The following is an 18,524-nucleotide window of genomic DNA, read 5'->3' as shown; positions in this document are numbered from 1 at the left end:
TAAATGCCTGTTGGACTAAGCCGCCCATCAGGCTGCTCTGCAGCTTCTATAGGGTATTGTATTCTTCGGAGTGCGGCCTGGGGCATCCGGTCGCGCAGATACAGACCTGTGGTGACGCGTTCGAGCCGTGATGTTGACCATGATCACCGTCCCCTCTGGGGCCAATTTGCCCCAATGTAGCGCGCCTGCTCGCCAACATCCATCACCGGGACGAGCGCCGTCGCAACCCGCGAGCGGGCCGGATAGTCGAGTCCGTTGTGGGTTATGGCGTTACTTCATGCTCGATAACGTTGCTCCCTGTGGTTCGGTGGTCGGCCACATGTGGGTCTGCGCGGGGCGAGGGTCCCGATCACCCGCAGTGTCGGTTGCCGGCAGTGCGGGCAGGTGTAGGTCGGCTCCGGGTCGCTGGCGGCAGAATCGGCATCCGGCGTCACCTCAGCGACTGCCAGCGCTTGGCGGATCTGTGCCAGGCGTCGTCGCCGGCAACGATTGGCCAGAAAGCCGTAGTGACGGACCCGCATCAGCCCCTTGGGTAGGACATGGAGTAGGAAGCGGCGCACGAACTCCTCGCCATCGAGGACGAGCTGTTTCCGCCGATCACGGTCGCGGTAGTCCTTGTAGCGCAGGGTCACCTGGCGGTCGTCCACCGCGAGGATGCGGGCGTTGCTGATAGCGATACGTCGCGTGTAGCGCGCCAGGTAGCGCACCACCGTGTCGGTGTGTTCGAGACAGTCCTTGCTGTAAACCACCCACTCGGTGGCCATCAGGGCGTTGAGCTGGTCATCCACGTCACCGGGCCGGGTGACTCGGTGGAGTTCGCCAGCCGTGGCGGCCTGACGCAACCCACTGACCAAGTGCCCGCGAAAGTGGCGCGACAGGGCTCGGACCGGGAACAGATAATGGCTGCGAGCCCCATGCCAGCCGCCATCGTCGCCCAGCGCACCGCCCGGGACCAGGCAATGCAGGTGCACGTGCTGGCTCAGGTTCTGGCCCCAGGTGTGAAGCACGGCGCTCATGCCCATCTCGCCGCCGAGACGCTTGGGATCGCGACCGAAGGATCTGAGGGTGTGCCAGGCACTCTGGAACAGCAGCCGGTAAATCACCTCGGGGTGAAGCTGGACCCAGCCGTTGAGGCTGTGCGGCAGGGTGAACACGACGTGGTAGTAGCGCACCGGCAGGATGTTCGCCTGCTGACGCTCGGCCCACTGATGCATGGCGCGGCCTTGGCACTGCGGGCAGTGGCGATCGCGACAGCCAAAGTAGTGCGGCTGGGTGTGGTCGCAGTCCGTACACTGCAAGACCGTCCCGCCCATCGCCTCGGTGCGACAGGCGAGTAGATGGCGGCATACGCGTTGGCGCTGACGATCCAGGCCGGCCGGATTGAAAAAGCGAGCCAGGGCCTGTTGGAGGGTGGCTGTCTCAGTCATGGGCCACCTCCAGGCCGGCCACCAGGTCGATGGGGCCCTGACTCATCCCCTGCTGGCCCGGCAGCCAGTGCAGGTAGCGCATCGTCGACTGGACGCTTCGGTGGCCCAGCAACCGTTGAAGCTGATGGACGGGCATACCCTGCTCCAGGACATGCGTGGCGTAGGCATGGCGCAGGCTGTGAATGCCACCGACCCGTTCTATACCAGCCTGGCGCTTGGCCTGGGTAAAGGCCTTCTGCGGCGCGCTCGGATGCAGCGCGCGATCCGGGAACAGCGCGCTCGGAAACAGCCAAGTCGGCGGCCGGTAGGCACGCCAGTAATCACGCAGGCGATCGAGCAGGGTCACCGAGAGCAAGACCATGCGATCCTTCGCGCCCTTGCCCTGGGTGACACGTAGCTGGCCACGCTGGCTGTCGATGTCGCGGACCCGCAGGTGGCAGACCTCACTCACGCGCAACCCGCAGCCATAGCACAGTTCGAGCATCATGCGATGCTTGGGGTTTTGGCACGCGGCCAGGATCCGCCGGACGTCGTCGCGAGTCAGCAATTCCGGAATCCGTTGCGGTGTCTTCGGCACCACGGGCGATACCTCAACCGACGGCCAGTGCAACACTTGGAGGTACAGGAATCGCACGCCGTGCAGATAGACGCGGCAGCTGGCGGCTGACAAACCGCGCTCTTGAACCAGGTGGTTGAAGAAGCGCTGCAGGTCGTCAGGGCTCAACGTGTCTGGCGGTCGGTGGAAATAGCGCGCCAGGTCAGTGATCACCATCAGGTAGGTATGCTGGGTGCGTTGTGCGAAGCCATGCTGACGCATGGCCTCAATCATCGCCTGTCGTAAGGCAGTCATCGTCGTCACTCCTGTTCAGTGACCCTCGGGGGTCAATGAACAGTGTGGTTCGGTAAAGCGAGAGACAGGATTCGACGACAGCTACCGCGAAGCGGTTTAGTTCAACAGGTATTAGACTGCTCAACCTATGATTGGATAAACGTGCCTGCACGTTTATCCAACAAATGCAGCCTACAAAATCCATGGTATGTCGTTGATATACATAGCTACTAATGTAAATTAGGCAACATATCCAAATTTTCGCGCGCCTGCTGCTTTTTCCGGCACGTCCGCTATGGGTCGAAACCGGCCATAGAAAAACCGGCATGATTGGCGGAAATGGTGCTCTGCCATTTCCGCCAATCATGCCGGTCGATCGATAACGATTCGGCAAATCTCGCTGCCATATCACCTTCCCTGCTCCCTGGTACAGCCCCTGGCACCAGGCTGTTTCCATTTATAATTTATCCAGCCTAGCTCAGCGGGCTTCGGTTGACCACCGGCAGATAGCGATAGACTGAGTCATTACCCATCCGCCAGCAGCTGAGCGATATACGCCTCGCAGCGCCGATGGGCCGGGCGTTCGCGCAGCCCGGCCCAGTAGGCCTCGAACTCCGGGCGGCGCGGCAGGGTGCCGAACTGCATGCCCCAACCGATGTGCGAGCCCACGTAGACATCCGCTGCGCTGAAGGCATCCCCGGCGATATAGGGCTTCCCCTCGACGGCGGCGGCCAGGGTATCGACCAGGATCTCGAAGTCACCGCAGCCCAGGCGCATCGTCTGCTCCGGCGTGGTCACAACACCCAGATCATTCAGGGCGATGGCGCTCTCCAGGGGGCCGGCGACGAGGAACAGCCAGCGGTAGTAGTCGCCCCGCGCCGCCGGCGGCGGCGCCAGGCCCGCTTCGGGGAAGGCATCGGCCAGGTAAGTGCAGATGGCGGCGGCCTCGGTCACCACGGTCTCGCCGTGGCGGATGGCCGGCACCTTGCCCAGCGGGTTGATGGCGAGATACTCGGGCGCCTTCATGGCGTGGCCGTACTCCAGGGTCACCATGCGGTAGCTGGCGCCGACCTCCTCCAACATCCAGTGAACGATGCCACCCCGAGAGAGCGGATGGGTGTAGAAGATGAGCTCGGCGGGGCCGCCATCATCCGGCTGGCTGGACCTGGGCGGTGGGCGGGTCGTTGGGGCCATGGGCGGTTTCCTCATTCAGGAAGCGGACCCCGCCGGCTGGGCAGGGACGCACCAACAGCATGGTCCGCCCCCTGCCGGCCTGCCAGTCAGCCGCGCTCCTGTCGCCCATCGCCGGCGCCACTCTTCCTGCTGGAGAGCACCGTCGGGATGAAGAATCTCAGCGGATTTCTGAAGAACTCATCCTTTACCCCGGCCAGCAGGATGCCGGGCTCGACCCGGCAGCCCCGCGATCTCAGGGCCACCATCAGGGCCAGGGCGAAGCTGACCCAGAGGTTGACGAAGCCGATCAGCATCACGAACAGCAGGCCCAGGAGGAAGGTGGGCCAGCCCTGGAAGTCGCTGAAGCTGGCAAACCCCAGGTTGGCCGAGGAGAAGGCCACGTGGCGGATATCCAGGGGCAGCCCCAGCAGGTAGCCCACATAGCCGGTCATGCCCAGCAGCACGCCGAACAGGAAGTTGCCGGCCAGGGCGCCGTAGTTCTCGTGAAGGTAGTGGGCCAGCCGCTCTCGCCGGTGGCGCGGGATGCGCTGGAGCGCCGGATGGCTCACCAGCCGCCGCTCCAGCTGCACATGATCCGCCCGGTTGTCGAAGAAGCCGGCGATGATCCCGGAGCAGAAGAGCCAGAGGCCGGCGATGGCGGCGTAAAGCAGAGCGAGGCTCTGGACGGGAGAGATGGCCCTGAGCTGATAGGCGATCTGCTCGGCATCGAGGGGCGGCGTACCCAGCGCCGCCAGTGCCAGCCAGGTGATGGCAAAGGCGGTCAGCAGCGCCGCAGCCACGTTGCCCCACACGGCGGCCCACTGGGAGCGATTCACGTCCAGCAGCAGCCTGGCCAGCTTGCGGCTGACGGAGCGCCCCCTGCGGTTGCGCTCCACCTCGGCGGCAAAGCTGGCGGCCGTCATGGCGGGCTGCTTGGTGGCGATGGTGAAGTGCAGCAGGTGGACCAGCACGAAGCCCAGCCCATAGTTGAAGCTCACCAGCAGGGTCTGGGGCAGCGGGGAGAGCCCCCAGGACTCGATGGTGATCTTGATCAGCGCCATCACGGCGATGATCACCCCGGCGCCGGCTGCCGTGGCCACCAGGCGCAGGTAGCTCGGCAGATCCCGGGAGATATAGTGCTCGCCATGGTCGCTCTTGTTCTGGGTGATGCTGCGCGACACCATGCGGGTACTCTTCTTCCACACCGCCCCCAGGCTGCCCTTCTCCGCCGTTGCCAGGAGCAGCTCCTGCCAGAGCCTGAGACCGCTTCGGGCGCAGGGAATCCTGGCAGTCGGGCTGGTGAGCACGATAAGCCGTTCGATGCGCCTCAGGGTGTCCTCGAGGCGCTCGATCAGGTGGGAGGCGTTGACCGAGGAGCCCAGGCTCCCCGCCCCCCGCCGCCGGAAGCGAGCCACCTGGTCGTTGCACTGGTCGAGCATCACCCAGAGGTGATCCAGGGCCGGATAGTCGTCCCGGCGCATCTCCCCCGCCGGCGTGGCCCTGAACTCCACGAAGGCGTGTACCTCCCGCTGCAGGGCGATAAAGGGGGAGTCGATACGGGTCAGCCGCTCATCGATGCGCATCAGCTCGGGGTCGAGCTCCTCCGCCGCCACCCAGATGGCCAGCATCTCCAGGGCATAGAGGCACTCCTCCTGCAGATGTATCCGAACCTGCTGCCGGGCGTCGGCATCCAGCGCCGAGATGAGCACGCGGCCAAGCCGCAGCCAGCCGTGGGCCGGCAGGGCCTCGAGCCAGGGCTTGTCGTGGCGAGTGATCAGACTGGCCAGCAGGTCGCTGGAGTCCTCGGCGTCCACCGGCGGCGGGTTCAGGCGATCATAGAGCCGCGTGGACATCTCCCGGAAGAGCCCCTCCCGGGAGAGGATCCCCAGGCGCACCAGGGCCGGGTAGACCTCCAGTTCGGAAAAGCGGCCGAGAATGCCCTCGGCCAGCTGCCGGGCCCTGTCTGCGTTCTCGTCGAGATAGCGCACCAGCGCCTCGAGACGCTCGGGGGCCGCGTCAGGGCTGCCCGCGCGCAGCCAGCCGAACAGCGCATCCAGGCAGGTCTCCAGGCGGTTATCCTCTGACAGGGAGGCCAGGGCATCATCTAGCTGGGAAGTCACTGTCATGCGTGGGAGATATCCTAGCGGGTCAGGAGCGGGCAAACATGATGCCTGGCCCCCGCGGCCTGAACCAGCGCCCGCCCACAAAAAAGGTTCTTCACGCTTTGGCGTGAACCTGTTAGGCAAGTTGCATGGTGGGAGGCCGGGTTCCCCGGGCGAATGGCGCCGCAGGCGCCCCGGCGGTGTTACGAGCGTTGGCGCATGCCGCCCGGGAGGCCGTCGGCCTCCATTCGCCCGGCACAGCCGGCCTCCCACAGGTCAGTTCCTGCAGATCAGATTCACGCCGATGTGCGAAGAGCCACAAAAAAGCGGCGGGGGTAACCCCCGCCGCCAAGCCACGATCGTTCCCGACCGAGAGAGTGCTCGCTATGCCAAAAGGCTAGGCCATCAGATCTCGAAGCCGAGGCCGAAGTCCTCGGCGCTGATCGCCATCAGCGGCTCGGCGCCGGCCTCGATGGCGGCCTTGTGGGCGCGGGTGCGCGGCACCAGGCGCTGGTAGAAGAAGCGGGCGGTATCGAGCTTGGCCCGGTAGAAGGCGGCCTCGTTGCTGCCTTCGGCCAGCGCCGCGCGGGCCTGCTTCGCCGCACGGGCAAAGAGGTAGGCCAGGGTCACGTAGCCGGCGTACATCAGGTAGTCGACGCTGGCCGCCCCTACCTCCTCGCGGTCGGTCATCGCCTTCATGCCGATGCTCATGGTCAGCTCGCCCCACTCGGCGTTGAGCTTGGCCAGCGGACGGACGAACTCGGCCAGCTCGCTGTTGCCCTCCTCGGCCTGGCAGAACTTGTGGATCTCCTTGGTGAAGACCTTGAGGCTCTCGCCCTGGCTCATCAGGACCTTGCGCCCTAGCAGGTCGAGGGCCTGGATGCCGGTGGTGCCCTCGTAGAGGCGAGTGATGCGCGCGTCGCGCACCAGCTGCTCCATGCCCCACTCCTGGATGAAGCCGTGGCCGCCGAAGACCTGAACGCCCTCGTTGGTCGCCTCGAAGCCCACCTCGGTCAGGAACGCCTTGACGATGGGGGTCAAGAGCCCCAGCAGGGTCTCGGCGCGCTCCTTCTCGGCGGCGTCACTGCCGTGCTCGACGATATCGATCATCTGGGCGGTATAGAGGACCAGCATCCGGCCGCCCTCGGCGAAGGCCTTCTGGGTCAGCAGCATGCGGCGCACGTCCGGGTGGACGATGATGGGGTCGGCGGCCTTCTCCGGTGCCTTGGGACCGGAGAGCGCGCGCATCTGCAGGCGGTCCCGAGCATAGGCCAGGGCGTTCTGGAAGCTCGCCTCGGTGAGGCCCAGCCCCTGGATGCCGACGCCGATGCGGGCGGCGTTCATCATGGTGAACATGCAGGCCAGGCCCTTGTTGGGCGCGCCCACCAGATAGCCTTTCGCCGCATCGAAGTTCATCACGCAGGTGGCGTTGCCGTGGATGCCCATCTTGTGCTCGAGCGACCCGCACACCACGCCGTTGCGCTCGCCCGGATTGCCATCGGCATCCGGCAGGAACTTGGGCACCACGAAGAGCGAGATACCCTTGGAGCCCTCGGGGGCGTCGGGCAGCTTGGCCAGCACCAGGTGGACGATGTTCTCGGCCAGGTCGTGCTCGCCGGCGGAGATGAAGATCTTGGTGCCGGTGATGTCGTAGGCGCCGTCATCAGTGGGCACGGCACGGGTCTTGATCAGGCCGAGATCGGTGCCGCAGTGGGGCTCGGTGAGGCACATGGTGCCGGTCCAGGTGCCCTCCACCAGCTTGGTCAGGTAGGTGGCCTTCTGCTCCTCGGTGCCGTGGTGGCGCAGGGCGTCGGCGGCGCCGTGGGAGAGCCCCGGGTACATGCCCCAGGCCAGGTTGGTGGCGCAGACCATCTCGTTGAGCACCATGGCAAGCGAATGGGGCAGGCCCTGGCCGCCGTGCTCGGGGTCGGCGGCCAGGCTCGGCCAGCCGCCCTCCACGTACTGGGCGTAGGCGGCCTTGAAGCCCTTGGGCGCCTTCACCTCGCCGCCCTCCAGCAGGCAGCCCTCCTGGTCACCGCTCTGGTTCAGGGGCAGCAGCACCTCGCGGGCGAAGCGGGCGCCCTCCTCCAGGATAGCGGCCACCACGTCGGGGCTGGCCTCCTCGCCGCCGGGCAGGCCGGCGTAGTGGGCCGGGTAGTCCAGCATCTCGTCCATGACGAAACGGATATCGCGCAGGGGGGCCTGATAGTCGGGCATCTCAACTCTCCACAATCAATGTCGCCGGTCGTCGGGCGCAGGAAGGCGGCGGCGGCCGCTTTCAAACATGTGTTTGAAATTAGCCGCCACAAGGACGAGAGTCAAGCGTTCGTTTCAATAGGCACAAAGGATCAAGGGGTCAAGGCACAAGGGAAGCTCCCCTTGCTCCTTGACCCCTTGCTGCCTTGGGGTTGGCCGAGGGCCTTACTGCATGCGGATACCGCCGTCCAGGCGGATCACCTCGCCGTTGAGCATGGGGTTGGTGATGATCTGCTCGGCCAGGCGGGCGAACTCCTTGGGCTTGCCGAGCCGCTTGGGAAAGGGCACGGCGGCGGCCAGGGCCTGGGCGGCCTCGTCGGGGATCTCGCTCATCATCGGCGTCTCGAAGACCCCGGGGGCGATCGCCATCACCCGCACGCCGTGGCGGGAGAGCTCTCGGGCCGCCGGCAGGCTCATGCCCACCACGCCGGCCTTGGAGGCGCTGTAGGCGCACTGCCCCACCTGGCCATCCATGGCGGCGATGGAGGCGACGTTGATGATCACCCCGCGCTCGTTGTCCTCGCCCGGGGCGTTCTTCGCCATGGCCGCCGCGGCCAGGCGCATGACGTTGAAGGTGCCCACCAGGTTGATGTTGATGGTGCGGGCGTAGGCCTCGAGATCGGCGGGGTTGCCCTCGCGGTCGACCAGCTTGGCCACGCTGACCACCCCGGCGCAGTGCACCACCCCGGCCAGGCCACGGTCGCCGCCGAGTTCGACGGCGGCGGTCACGGCGGCCTGGATGTCGTCACCGGAGGTGACATCCCCGCGCACCGCTCGGGCGGCCTCGCCCAGGCGCTCGGCGTGGGCCTCCACGGCGTCGGAGAGGTCGCAGAGCACCACCCGGCCGCCCGCGGCGACCAGGCGCTCGGCGGTGGCCGCCCCCAGCCCGGAGGCGGCACCGGTGATCAGAAAGGTATGGTCCTTGACGTGCATCGTGGATTTCCTTGTTGAAGTCGGGCGTCAGGCCGGCGTCTCGGCCTTGTCGACGGCGTCGGCGCGCAGCTTGAAGCGCTGGATCTTGCCGCTCGGGGTCTTGGGCAGCTCCTCGACGAACTCGATCACCCGCGGGAAGGCGTGGGTGGAGAGCCGCTCGCGCACCTGCTGGCGGATCTCCTCGGCCAGGGCATCGCTCGCCTCGAAGCCCTCACGCAGCACCACGTAGGACTTGATGATCTCGCCGCGAATCTCGTCGGGCTGTCCCACGGCGGCGGACTCGGCCACCGCCGGGTGGGTCATCACGCTGTTCTCCACGTCGGTGGGGCCCACCCGGTAGCCGGCGGTGGTGATGATATCGTCGTCGCGGCCGGCGAACTGGAAGGTGCCGTCCTCATTGTGGATCACCACGTCGCCGGTCAGGTAGTACCCCTCGGCGAAGGGGTGCTTCTCCTGCCAGGTGTAGCCGGGGAAGAAGAAGGCCGGGGAGTTCTTGATATCCACCGCCAGCACGCCCGGCTCGCCGGGAGGCAGCTCCTTGTACTCGGCGTCGAGGATCGCCAGCCGGTAGCCCGGCATCGGCACCCCCATGGCACCCACGTGCTTGGGATGACCCAGGGCGTGATGGTTGTTGCAGGTCATGCCGGTTTCGGTCTGGCCGTAGTGGTCCATGACCGGGCAGCCCAGGGATTTCTCCACCCAGCTGACCACCTCGGTGTTGAGGGGCTCGCCGGCGGAGCTCGCCGCGCGCAGCTCGAGGGTCTGGTGGGCGTCATCGAAGAGCCCCGAGGCCTTCATCAGGCGGTAGGCGGTGGGGGCGGCGGCGAAGTTGGTGATGCGGTGGCGCTTCATGAAGGCCATCGCGCCCTCGGCGGAGAAGCCCGCCTCGCAGAAGTGGGTAGTCACGCCCAGCAGCAGGGGGCCGGCGATGGCGTAGTAGAGGCCATAGGCCCAGCCCGGGTCGGCCATGTTCCAGAAGCGGTCGCTCTCGCGCAGGTCGACGGCCAGCTCCATATAGAGGGCGAAGGCGGGCATGGCGGAGAGCGGCACCGCCACCCCCTTGGGCTTGCCCACGGTGCCGGAGGTAAACATCTGCAGGAAGGGGGCATCGCGACCAAGGCGCGGCGGGGTGGCCTCGATCGGCGAGTGGGCCAGCGCCTCGGCCCAATCCAGATCCTCGGCGTGCTCGGCATCCGGGCCGCCCACGGCGAGCACCGGCGGGCACTGGGTCAGGCCGTCGAACTTGAAGCGGTTGGCGTGATCGGTGATCACCAGCCTGGTGTCGGCGCGGCCCAGGCGGTAGTCCACGGCATCGGGCCCGAAGGCAGTGAACAGCGGCTGGTAGACGGCGCCGATACGCCAGGTGGCCAGGATGGCGACCAGCAGCGCCGGCGAGCGCGGCAGCATGCAGGCGATGCGGTCGCCCACGCCCAGGCCTCGCTCGGCGAACCAGCCGGCAAGCCTGGCGCTCTCGGCCTCCAGCTCGGCGTAGGTCAGGGTGTTGACGTTGCCCTGGGTGTCCTCCTGGACCAGGGCCAGCACCTCACCGCGGCCGGCGCGCAGATGGCGGCCGCAGCAGGACTCGAAGGCGTTGGCCTTGCCGTCCCGGTGGTCATCCAGGCGGGCGATGACGTCATCGATGGAGAAGTTTTCGAGGTAGGTACGATACTCGGGCAGGCCGGCTTGCGGGCTCATGACAATCCTCTTTGACACTATTGTGGTTATTGTGGGCTCGGGACATTCAGTTGACGTAAGCGTCAACCTAACAAGCGCTAGGTTCAAGCTAGCGAGTCGGGGGCCGCAGGGCAAGCCCGGGAAGCCCCCTGGCGACTAGACCATGGTCGAGCGGGCCCACAGAAGCGCGCTGAGGGGGTAGCATCGAGCAGAAGCGGCCTGGGGGTAACAAGGCGCAGAGTCGGTTTGGAAGTCGCCGCGCGGACGCCGGACAGGAGGCGCCCCGGCGGGCAGAACCCGCCGGTCAACAGCGCGGAAAGAGCGGTGAAGCGGAAGCGGCCCGGCGCCTCAGGCGGGATGCCGGGTGATCATGGCGACCAGCTCGTCGGCCAGGTCGTCCGGGGTTCGCGGCCCCCTGGGGTCATACCAGCGCACGGTCCAGTTGAGCGCGCCCATCACGAAGCGCGAGACCAGGAAGCGATCGCCGTGGATCAGCCCCTCGGCCAGGGCGGCATCGATCACCTCCTCCCAGAGCGCCTCGTAGGCGTCGCGCAGGTGGCTCAGGTGGGCGCGGGCCTCGGGGTCGAGACGCCGCCACTCGTAGAGGGCCACCACGTGGGCGTTGCGGTCCGTGAGCAGGGTCTCCAGGTGGGCGCGGGCCATGGCGCGCAGCCGCGACTCCGCATCCGGGCCGCACTCCACCAGCGCCTGGCGGGCCATGGCCAGGGCGTTGTGGGTCCCCTCCTCGATCACCGCCGCGAGGATCTCCTGCTTGTCGCGGAAGTGGTGGAAGAGGCTGCCTGACTTGATGCCCATCTCCTGGGCCAGCATGCGCACCGTGGTGCGGTCGAAGCCCTCCTGGACGAACAGCTGGGCGGCCAGTCGGGTAAGCTCCTTGCGGCGCGGTGACTCATTCATTACATTCATCAACGTTTACACTAGCGCTTGCTTGGTTGACCCTGAGAAAAGCACAGCCCCGCCGGCGGGTCAACGCGGCGCGGGCCAACCTACAATCATAATCACAGGGCGGCGCACGCCGCACGACGCCACACCGGGAGAATTACCATGAGCCACGCCAACGATATCGTCTTCCTCGCCGCCACTCGCACCCCCATGGGCGGGATGCTCGGCAGCCTCTCCAGCATGACCGCGCCGGAGCTCGCCGCCGTCGCCATCCGTGCCGCCATCGAGCGCGCCGGCATCGAGGCGTCCAGCATCGACGAGGGCATCCTGGGCTGCGTGCTGCCCGGCGGCGTCAAGCAGGGCCCGGCCCGCCAGGCCATGCGCCAGGCCGGCATCCCCGATGGCACCGGCGCCACCACCATCAACAAGCTGTGCGGCTCCGGCATGAAGGCCACCATGCTGGCCCACGACCTGATCCGCGCCGGCAGCGCCGAGGTGATGCTGGCCGGCGGCATGGAGTCCATGTCCAATGCCCCCCACGTGCTCACCAAGGCGCGTACCGGCTATCGCCTCGGCCACGGCGAGCTCAAGGACCATATGTTCCTGGACGGCCTCGAGGACGCCGAGACCGGCAAGCTGATGGGGGTCTTCGCCCAGGACATCGCCACCGCCCGCGACTACAGCCGCGAGCGCCTGGACGACTTCGCCATCGCGTCGCTGGAGCGCGCCATGGCGGCCACCAACGCCGGCCACCTGGACGCCGAGATGGCCCCGGTCACCGTCACCACCCGCAAGGGTGAGAGCGTCGTCGAGCATGACGAGCAGCCATTCCAGGCCAAGCTGGACAAGATCCGCTCGCTGCGCCCCGCCTTCGCCAAGGAGGGCACCATCACCGCGGCCAACTCGAGCTCCATCTCCGACGGCGCATCGGCGCTGATCCTGGCCAGCCAGGCAGCAGCGGATCGCCTCGGCGCCAAGCCCCTGGCGCGCATGCTTGGCCATAGCACCCACTCCCAGCACCCCAGCGAGTTCACCATCGCCCCGGTGGGCGCCATCGACAAGCTGATGAAGAAGCTCGACTGGACGGTCGAGGACGTCGACCTGTTCGAGATCAACGAGGCCTTCGCGGTGGTCACCCTGCTGGCCATGGACGGACTCGACATCCCCCATGACAAGGTCAACGTCTACGGCGGCGCCTGCGCCCAGGGCCACCCCATCGGCTCCACCGGCTCGCGCATCATCGCCACCCTGATCCACGCCCTGCGCACCCGCGGCGGCAAGCGCGGCATCGCCAGCCTCTGCATCGGCGGCGGCGAAGCCACCGCGGTGGCCATCGAGCTGATCGACTGATGCAGGCCGTGACCCTCGAGACCCCGGCGGGCGACCTTCACGTCGCCCGCTGGCGGTCGGAAACGCCCGAGCCGGCTGCGCCCCCCATCGTGCTGCTGCACGATTCGCTGGGCTGCGTGGGGCTGTGGCGGGACTTCCCTACCCTGCTCGCCCTCACCACCGACCGCGAGGTGATCGCCTACGACCGCCGCGGTTACGGGCGCTCGGCGCCGTATCCGGGGCCCCAGCCGGCCAGCTTCATCGCCGATGAGCCCCGCGACGCCTTCGCCCGTGTGCGCGAGCACTTCGCCCTGGAGCGCTTCGTGGCCCTAGGCCACAGCGTGGGCGGCGGAATGGCGGTGGAAGTGGCCGGCCAGCACGCCGACGGCTGCGAGGCGCTGATCACCGTGGCGGCTCAGGCCTTCATCGAGCCGCGCACCCTGGCCGGCATCCGCGAGGCCGAGGCCGCCTTCGCCGAGCCCGGTGCCCTGGGGCGGCTTGAGCGCCATCACGGCGACAAGGCCGAGTGGGTGCTGCGAAGCTGGGTGGAGAACTGGCACTCCGAGGCCTTCGAGGGCTGGCAGCTGGACGCCGCCCTGGCGCGGGTCTCCTGCCCTGCCCTGGCCATCCACGGCGAGCACGACGAGTACGGTTCCCTGGCCCAGCCCCGGCGCATTGCGGCGCTCACCCCGGGCCCCGCCGACCCCGTCATCCTGCCCTGCAGTCACGTGCCCCACCGGGAGTGCCCGGAGCGGCTCGCCGCCATCGTGGCCGAGTTCCTCTCCGCCAGTCGCTGACGCGTCCGCATCCACCAGGGGTCTCGAACGGCCCCTGGCCTTTCGGGGGCGCCTCCCAACGCACTCATTGGCACTCGGGCGGCGGTGGCCATGCGCACCTTCCTCTCGGAGCTAGGCTGCCTGCCGGTCTCGGCGATGATCCACGTGCCCAAGGCCCAGGAGGCCCTCGACGAGGAGGGCCGCTTCCAGGACGATCCGGACCGCTGGGCCGGCTACTTCGGGCGCACCCTGGGCCAACTCAGCTGGTGGGCCGAGGCCGCCGCCAAGCAGCGTGAGAAGCAGGACCCGAGCGAGATCTCCCCGGCCTTCCAACGCGCCCCGGCCCAGCGCAACGCGCCTTGAGCGGGCGCAAGAGAGCGCTCGCTTGACCGCTCGCGGTTCACCGCTCTCGATTGGCCCCTATCGATTGGCCAAGTAGCGCCATGGTCCGTAAGATATACGGAAATCCATATATAGAGTTCCCGGCCAAAGGATCTTGTACATGACCACCTCCAAGGATTCCCAGGCACCCAGTGTCGCCGAGGGGATGGGCCGCTTCGAGCGCTACCTCTCGCTGTGGGTGGCCCTGGCCATCGTCGCCGGGGTACTGCTCGGCCAGTTCGCCCCGGCGGTGCCCGAGACACTGTCGCGCTTCGAGGTCGCCCAGGTGTCGATCCCGGTGGCGATCCTGATCTGGGCGATGATCTTCCCGATGATGGCGCAGATCGACTTCTCCGCCGTGCTGGGGGTGCGCCGCCAGCCCAAGGGGCTGGTCATCACCACCACGGTGAACTGGCTGATCAAGCCCTTCACCATGTTCGCCATCGCCTGGTTCTTCCTGATGGTGGTGTTCCGCCCCTTCATCCCCGAGCCCCTGGCCAGCCAGTACCTGGCCGGCGCCATCCTGCTGGGGGCCGCACCCTGTACCGCCATGGTCTTTGTCTGGAGCTATCTGACCCGGGGCGACGCCGCCTATACCCTGGTGCAGGTGTCGCTCAACGACCTGATCATGCTCTTCGCCTTCGCCCCCATCGTGGTCCTCCTGCTCGGCATCTCCAATATCCAGGTGCCCTGGGACACGGTGGCGCTGTCGGTCTTCCTCTACATCGTGATTCCGCTCGCCGCCGGCTACCTGACCCGGCGCACCCTGATCGCCCGCCACGGCGCCGAGTGGTACGACAACGTCTTCATGAAGAAGGTGGGGCCGATCACCCCCATCGGGCTGATCATCACCCTGGTGCTGCTGTTTGCCTTCCAGGGCGACGTGATACTGGCTAACCCGCTGCATATCGTGCTGATCGCCATCCCGCTGATCATCCAGACGGTGCTGATCTTCTTTATCGCCTACGGCTGGGCCAAGGCCTGGAAGGTGCCCCACAACGTCGCCGCCCCGGGGGCGATGATCGGCGCCAGCAACTTCTTCGAGCTCGCCGTGGCCGCCGCCATCGCCCTGTTCGGCCTGCAGTCCGGCGCGGCACTGGCCACCGTGGTGGGGGTGCTGGTCGAGGTGCCGCTGATGCTCGCGCTGGTGCGCATCGCCAACAAGACCCGCCACCACTTCCCGGCCGCCGCCGAGGCGGCACCCTGACCCGGTAGGGAGAAGAGCATGGCCATCGCGATCAGCCGACGGGCAAGGGAGTTCATCCAGCGCAAGGGGGGCGTGGTGACGGTGCGCCTCGCCCCCCGCCACGGCTGCTGCGGCGGCATGGCGAGCCTTGCGGTGGCCGATGCCGTCGAGCCCGACGATCCCGCCGGCTACCGGCATCTCGAGCGTGAAGGCATCAGGGTCTATCTCGCGCCGGAGCTCGTTGACGAGGGGCTTTCCGTCGACCTGGAGGGCTGGGGGATCTTCCGCCATCTCTACGTGGACGGCGCACCGTTGAAGCGCTGAGCCGCCAAGGCTTGCGCTGGGCCCGTCCGGCGAACGAGGATCGAGGCATGACCTCTTCCCTCTGGCAGCGTCACCCCCTGGTGCTCATCGTGCTGGCCCAGCTCTGCGGCACCTCGCTGTGGTTCTCGGTGAACGGAGTAGGCCTGTCGCTTACCCGGGACCTGGGCCTCTCCGAGGCGGACCTGGGCCGCCTGACCCTGAGCGTCCAGGCGGGCTTCATCGTCGGCACCCTGACCCTGGCCGCCACCGGACTGGCCGACCGCTTTCGCGCCAGCCGCATCTTCGCCCTCTCCTGCCTGCTCGGCGCCCTGGCCAATGCCGGCTTCGTGCTCGCCGCCGCCCATCCGCCCCTGAGTCTGCTGCTGCGCTTCGCCACCGGGCTCTGCCTGGCCGGCATCTACCCCCTGGGCATGAAGCTGGTGATCGGTTGGACGCCAAGGCATACCGGGGCGGCGCTGGCCTGGCTCGTCGGCATGCTGACCCTGGGCACCGCCCTGCCCCACCTGCTGCGCGGCTCCACCCTGGGCCTGCCCTGGGAGTGGCCGCTGCTCGGCGCCTCGGCCCTCGCGCTGCTGGGCGGCGCCCTGATCCTGCGCCTGGGCGACGGCCCCCACCTGCCCCCGGCCAGCGGCAAGGCGCGGCTGCTGGAGGGCCTGGCGGCCCTTGGTGAGCGGCGCTTTCGCGCCGTGGCGGCGGGCTACTTCGGCCACTGCTGGGAACTCTATGCGCTCTGGATGCTGACGCCCTTCGTGGTCGCACGGGAGGTGGCACGCCTCGGCGCCTCCAGCGACCTCATCCCCTGGCTCTCCTTTGCGGTGATCGCCCTCGGCCTGGCGGGCTGCGTCGGCGGTGGCGTCCTCAGCCGCCGGCTCGGCAGCCTCTGGGTGGCGCGCCGGGCACTCGCCATCTCCGGCACGCTCTGCCTGGCCTATCCGCTGCTGCCCTGGGCGCCGCCCGGCCTGCTGCTGGGGCTGCTGGCGCTCTGGGGGCTGACGGTGATCGCCGACTCGCCGCAGTTCTCCGCCCTGGCGGCGGCCAGCGCGCCGCGCGAGCGGGTGGGGTCGACCCTGGCGATAATGAACGCCGTGGGCTTCGCCCTGACCATTCCCGCCATCGCGATCACCACCACCCTGTGGCAGCTGCAGGGCACCTGGGTGCTGTGGTGGCTGCTGCCGGGCCCGCTGCTCGGGCTCTGGGCCATGCGCGGCCTGCGCGAACTCCCGGACACGCCGGCGGACCATAAAGGCGCCGGTCGGCAGCAGACTTGACCGGCGTCATCCCGGCGGCAAGAGGGACCTGTAAGATATATGGATTTCCGCATACACTGGGCGTGATATTTTCCCCTGGCCAGGACCCCTGCCATGTCAGATCCCAACTCCCTTCCCGTCCCCCGCCGCCTGCTGGCCATGGCCCGGGAGAACCCCGAGCAGGTCCGCTGGCTGGGTGCCGTGGTGGGGATCTTCCTGCTGATCTACTTCATGCCCGCCGGCACGGCGCGCTTCGACAACGCCGTGCTGGAGGGCATCCGGCTGACCCACTGGTACGCCCAGGAGCACGTGATCCTCTGCCTGCTCCCGGCCTTCGTGATCGCCGGCGCCATGGCCACCTACCTGAGCCAGGGCGCGGTGATGCGCTACCTGGGGCCCAGCGCCCCCAAGCCGGTGGCCTTCGGCATGGCCTCGGTCTCCGGGACCCTGCCGGTCGCTGCGAGGCAGCTCCGGCAGGATTTGTGCAGCGTTTCCTTAGATGCGCCTCTGGAGAGCTTTGTACTGGCCAATACAGTGTGTCATTGTCATGGTTGTGATCTATAGGAAAAGGAGCATTGTACCCATGTCAATTTGGATTCCAGCCCTAGATGGGAAAGGAGCTCTCTACCGTGCAATCAGCGATGCTATTGCGCAGGCTGTACAAGCAGGAGAACTGTCACCAGGACAGAGACTTCCACCTCAACGTCGTTTAGCAGAGCAACTGGGGGTGACAGTGGGCACCGTTACGCGCGCATATGCTGAGGCTGAACGACAGGGGTGGGTTGCTGGTCGGATGGGGAGCGGGACGTATGTCTGTAATTCTGATGCCAAAGAGCCGCCGAGCTTCCTAGCGGCGCCTACAGACAGTGAAGACGGCTTAATTGACCTTAGCTTAAGCCTACCTCCACCTCACCCTTTAAGAGCTACAGAACTGGGTCGTATTCTGAGTGAAATTTCTTGCGACGAGACTATATTACGACGGGCCGTGGAGTATCATCCCGAGCGAAGCGTGCACCTCTACCGCGCTCGCTTTGCTGATTGGATGGCAAGACTCGGAATGCCTGTAGAGGCTGAGGCCTTAGTAATGACACAGGGTGGGCAGCATGGAATAGATCTAGCATTGCGAGCATTAACCCGCCCCGGGGAGAGGATCGTTGCCGACTCTCTCACTTATCCTGGCCTTATAGGTGCAGCACGCCAAGCACATCTAAAAACAATGGGAGTCCCATTAGAGCCTGACGGCATGGATATTGATGCACTGAGGCGCCTCTGTACGCAGCAGCCTCCGCGATTAGTTTATGTTACTCCTGATCAAAACAACCCTACAGGGATAGCACTCAGTGAAGAAAAACGGAAACAATTAGCGGAGCTGGCTAATCGTCACGAGTTTTGGATTATCGAAGACGGGGTGCAGTATCTACCACAAGCAGACTGCGGAACTCCTATATACAAGTTGGCACCAGATCGAACTCTATTTATCTTCAGCACAGCAAAAGTGCTAGCAGGAGGGTTGCGAGTTGGAGCTCTGGTGGTTCCCAAAGCCATGCATGAGCGTTTAAGCGCAGCTGTACGCGCTCAAAACTGGATGGTTCCTCCATTGATGGTAGAAGCGGTTTGTCGCTGGGTGGAAGGAGAGGAAGCAGATAAGCTAATTTCTTGGCAAACATTAGAGCAGTCCGTGCGACAGGGTATGGCACGAGAACGCTTGTCTAAATATTTCCCTACAGGGTGTTCGCACGGCAATAACCTCTGGCTGCCATTGCCAGATGGTGTGCGCGCCTCGGCATTAACCGCAACTTTAGAGCAGCGAAATGTCCGTATAACGGGAGCGGAACCATTCTGTGTGGGGAGCGAACCAGCGCCTCAGGCCGTACGGTTAAGCTTAGGCGCTGCTTCTAGTAGAAAAGTGTTAGCGAAGGCTCTTGATATAATTCATGATACATTGCAGGAACCCCGCTCTCTGACGTGGCGACCATTGTAAGGA

Annotated in this window: 16 protein-coding genes; 8 read left to right on the top strand and 8 right to left on the bottom strand. The window is 66.5% G+C overall.

Annotation, left to right across the window (positions count from 1 at the left end):
- Window positions 1-275 precede the first annotated feature (275 nt).
- From NHL60_RS07610 to NHL60_RS07575, 8 genes are all read right to left on the bottom strand, one after another.
- Window positions 276-1,427: an IS91 family transposase gene (locus NHL60_RS07610; RefSeq protein WP_253450987.1), complete on the bottom strand. Its 1,152-nt coding sequence runs from the start codon at window positions 1,425-1,427 to the stop codon at window positions 276-278.
- Window positions 1,420-2,277 carry a site-specific integrase gene (locus NHL60_RS07605; protein ID WP_253450984.1) on the bottom strand — a complete coding sequence of 286 codons (858 nt, stop codon included), beginning with the start codon at window positions 2,275-2,277 and terminating at the stop codon, window positions 1,420-1,422. The genes NHL60_RS07610 and NHL60_RS07605 overlap by 8 nt, the downstream gene beginning before the upstream one ends.
- A 504-nt stretch (window positions 2,278-2,781) precedes the next feature.
- Window positions 2,782-3,450 (bottom strand): glutathione S-transferase family protein, encoded by a 669-nt coding sequence (locus NHL60_RS07600; RefSeq protein ID WP_253450981.1) that lies wholly within the window; start codon window positions 3,448-3,450, stop codon window positions 2,782-2,784.
- Window positions 3,451-3,536: 86 nt separating this feature from the next.
- A complete protein-coding gene (locus NHL60_RS07595) occupies window positions 3,537-5,555 on the bottom strand; it encodes a site-specific recombinase (protein ID WP_253450978.1) in 2,019 nt (672 codons plus the stop codon).
- Between the two features lie 381 nt (window positions 5,556-5,936).
- The gene (locus NHL60_RS07590; protein ID WP_253450975.1) at window positions 5,937-7,748 is read right to left on the bottom strand and encodes an acyl-CoA dehydrogenase C-terminal domain-containing protein; all 1,812 of its coding nucleotides are present in this window, start codon (window positions 7,746-7,748) and stop codon (window positions 5,937-5,939) included.
- 204 nt (window positions 7,749-7,952) lie between these two features.
- A complete protein-coding gene (locus tag NHL60_RS07585) occupies window positions 7,953-8,720 on the bottom strand; it encodes an SDR family NAD(P)-dependent oxidoreductase (RefSeq protein WP_253450972.1) in 768 nt (255 codons plus the stop codon).
- A 27-nt stretch (window positions 8,721-8,747) separates the two neighbouring features.
- On the bottom strand, window positions 8,748-10,415 hold the full coding sequence (locus tag NHL60_RS07580; RefSeq protein ID WP_253450969.1) for an AMP-binding protein: 1,668 nt from the start codon (window positions 10,413-10,415) through the stop codon (window positions 8,748-8,750).
- A 327-nt stretch (window positions 10,416-10,742) separates the two neighbouring features.
- Window positions 10,743-11,312, bottom strand: a complete 570-nt coding sequence (locus tag NHL60_RS07575; protein WP_253450966.1) for a TetR/AcrR family transcriptional regulator — start codon at window positions 11,310-11,312, stop codon at window positions 10,743-10,745.
- 147 nt (window positions 11,313-11,459) lie between these two features.
- Between NHL60_RS07575 and NHL60_RS07570 the strand changes: the two genes are divergently transcribed.
- The 8 genes from NHL60_RS07570 (at window position 11,460) to NHL60_RS07535 (ending at window position 18,521) form a co-directional block, all read left to right on the top strand.
- Window positions 11,460-12,647: an acetyl-CoA C-acyltransferase gene (locus NHL60_RS07570; RefSeq protein ID WP_253450963.1), complete on the top strand. Its 1,188-nt coding sequence runs from the start codon at window positions 11,460-11,462 to the stop codon at window positions 12,645-12,647.
- Complete coding sequence (locus tag NHL60_RS07565) at window positions 12,647-13,423, top strand: alpha/beta fold hydrolase (protein WP_253450960.1); 777 nt, start codon at window positions 12,647-12,649, stop codon at window positions 13,421-13,423. The genes NHL60_RS07570 and NHL60_RS07565 overlap by 1 nt, the downstream gene beginning before the upstream one ends.
- Before the next feature lie 90 nt (window positions 13,424-13,513).
- On the top strand, window positions 13,514-13,765 hold the full coding sequence (locus NHL60_RS07560; RefSeq protein ID WP_253450958.1) for a hypothetical protein: 252 nt from the start codon (window positions 13,514-13,516) through the stop codon (window positions 13,763-13,765).
- A 139-nt stretch (window positions 13,766-13,904) separates the two neighbouring features.
- The gene (gene arsB, locus NHL60_RS07555) at window positions 13,905-14,990 is read left to right on the top strand and encodes an ACR3 family arsenite efflux transporter (RefSeq protein ID WP_253450954.1); all 1,086 of its coding nucleotides are present in this window, start codon (window positions 13,905-13,907) and stop codon (window positions 14,988-14,990) included.
- Between the two features lie 18 nt (window positions 14,991-15,008).
- Complete coding sequence (locus NHL60_RS07550) at window positions 15,009-15,293, top strand: iron-sulfur cluster biosynthesis family protein (RefSeq protein WP_253450951.1); 285 nt, start codon at window positions 15,009-15,011, stop codon at window positions 15,291-15,293.
- 47 nt (window positions 15,294-15,340) lie between these two features.
- Window positions 15,341-16,561, top strand: a complete 1,221-nt coding sequence (locus NHL60_RS07545; RefSeq protein ID WP_253450948.1) for an MFS transporter — start codon at window positions 15,341-15,343, stop codon at window positions 16,559-16,561.
- A 93-nt stretch (window positions 16,562-16,654) separates the two neighbouring features.
- Complete coding sequence (locus NHL60_RS07540; protein ID WP_253450946.1) at window positions 16,655-17,104, top strand: permease; 450 nt, start codon at window positions 16,655-16,657, stop codon at window positions 17,102-17,104.
- Entirely contained in the window at window positions 17,040-18,521 is a 1,482-nt protein-coding gene (locus NHL60_RS07535; RefSeq protein ID WP_367399347.1) for a PLP-dependent aminotransferase family protein, read from the top strand. Before NHL60_RS07540 ends, NHL60_RS07535 begins: the two co-directional genes overlap by 65 nt.
- Window positions 18,522-18,524: the final 3 nt, after the last annotated feature.

This window comes from Halomonas sp. Y3, assembly GCF_024137965.1.
GTDB classification, from domain to species: Bacteria; Pseudomonadota; Gammaproteobacteria; order Pseudomonadales; family Halomonadaceae; genus Halomonas; species Halomonas mongoliensis.
This window is presented reverse-complemented; position numbering and strand designations above follow the sequence as displayed.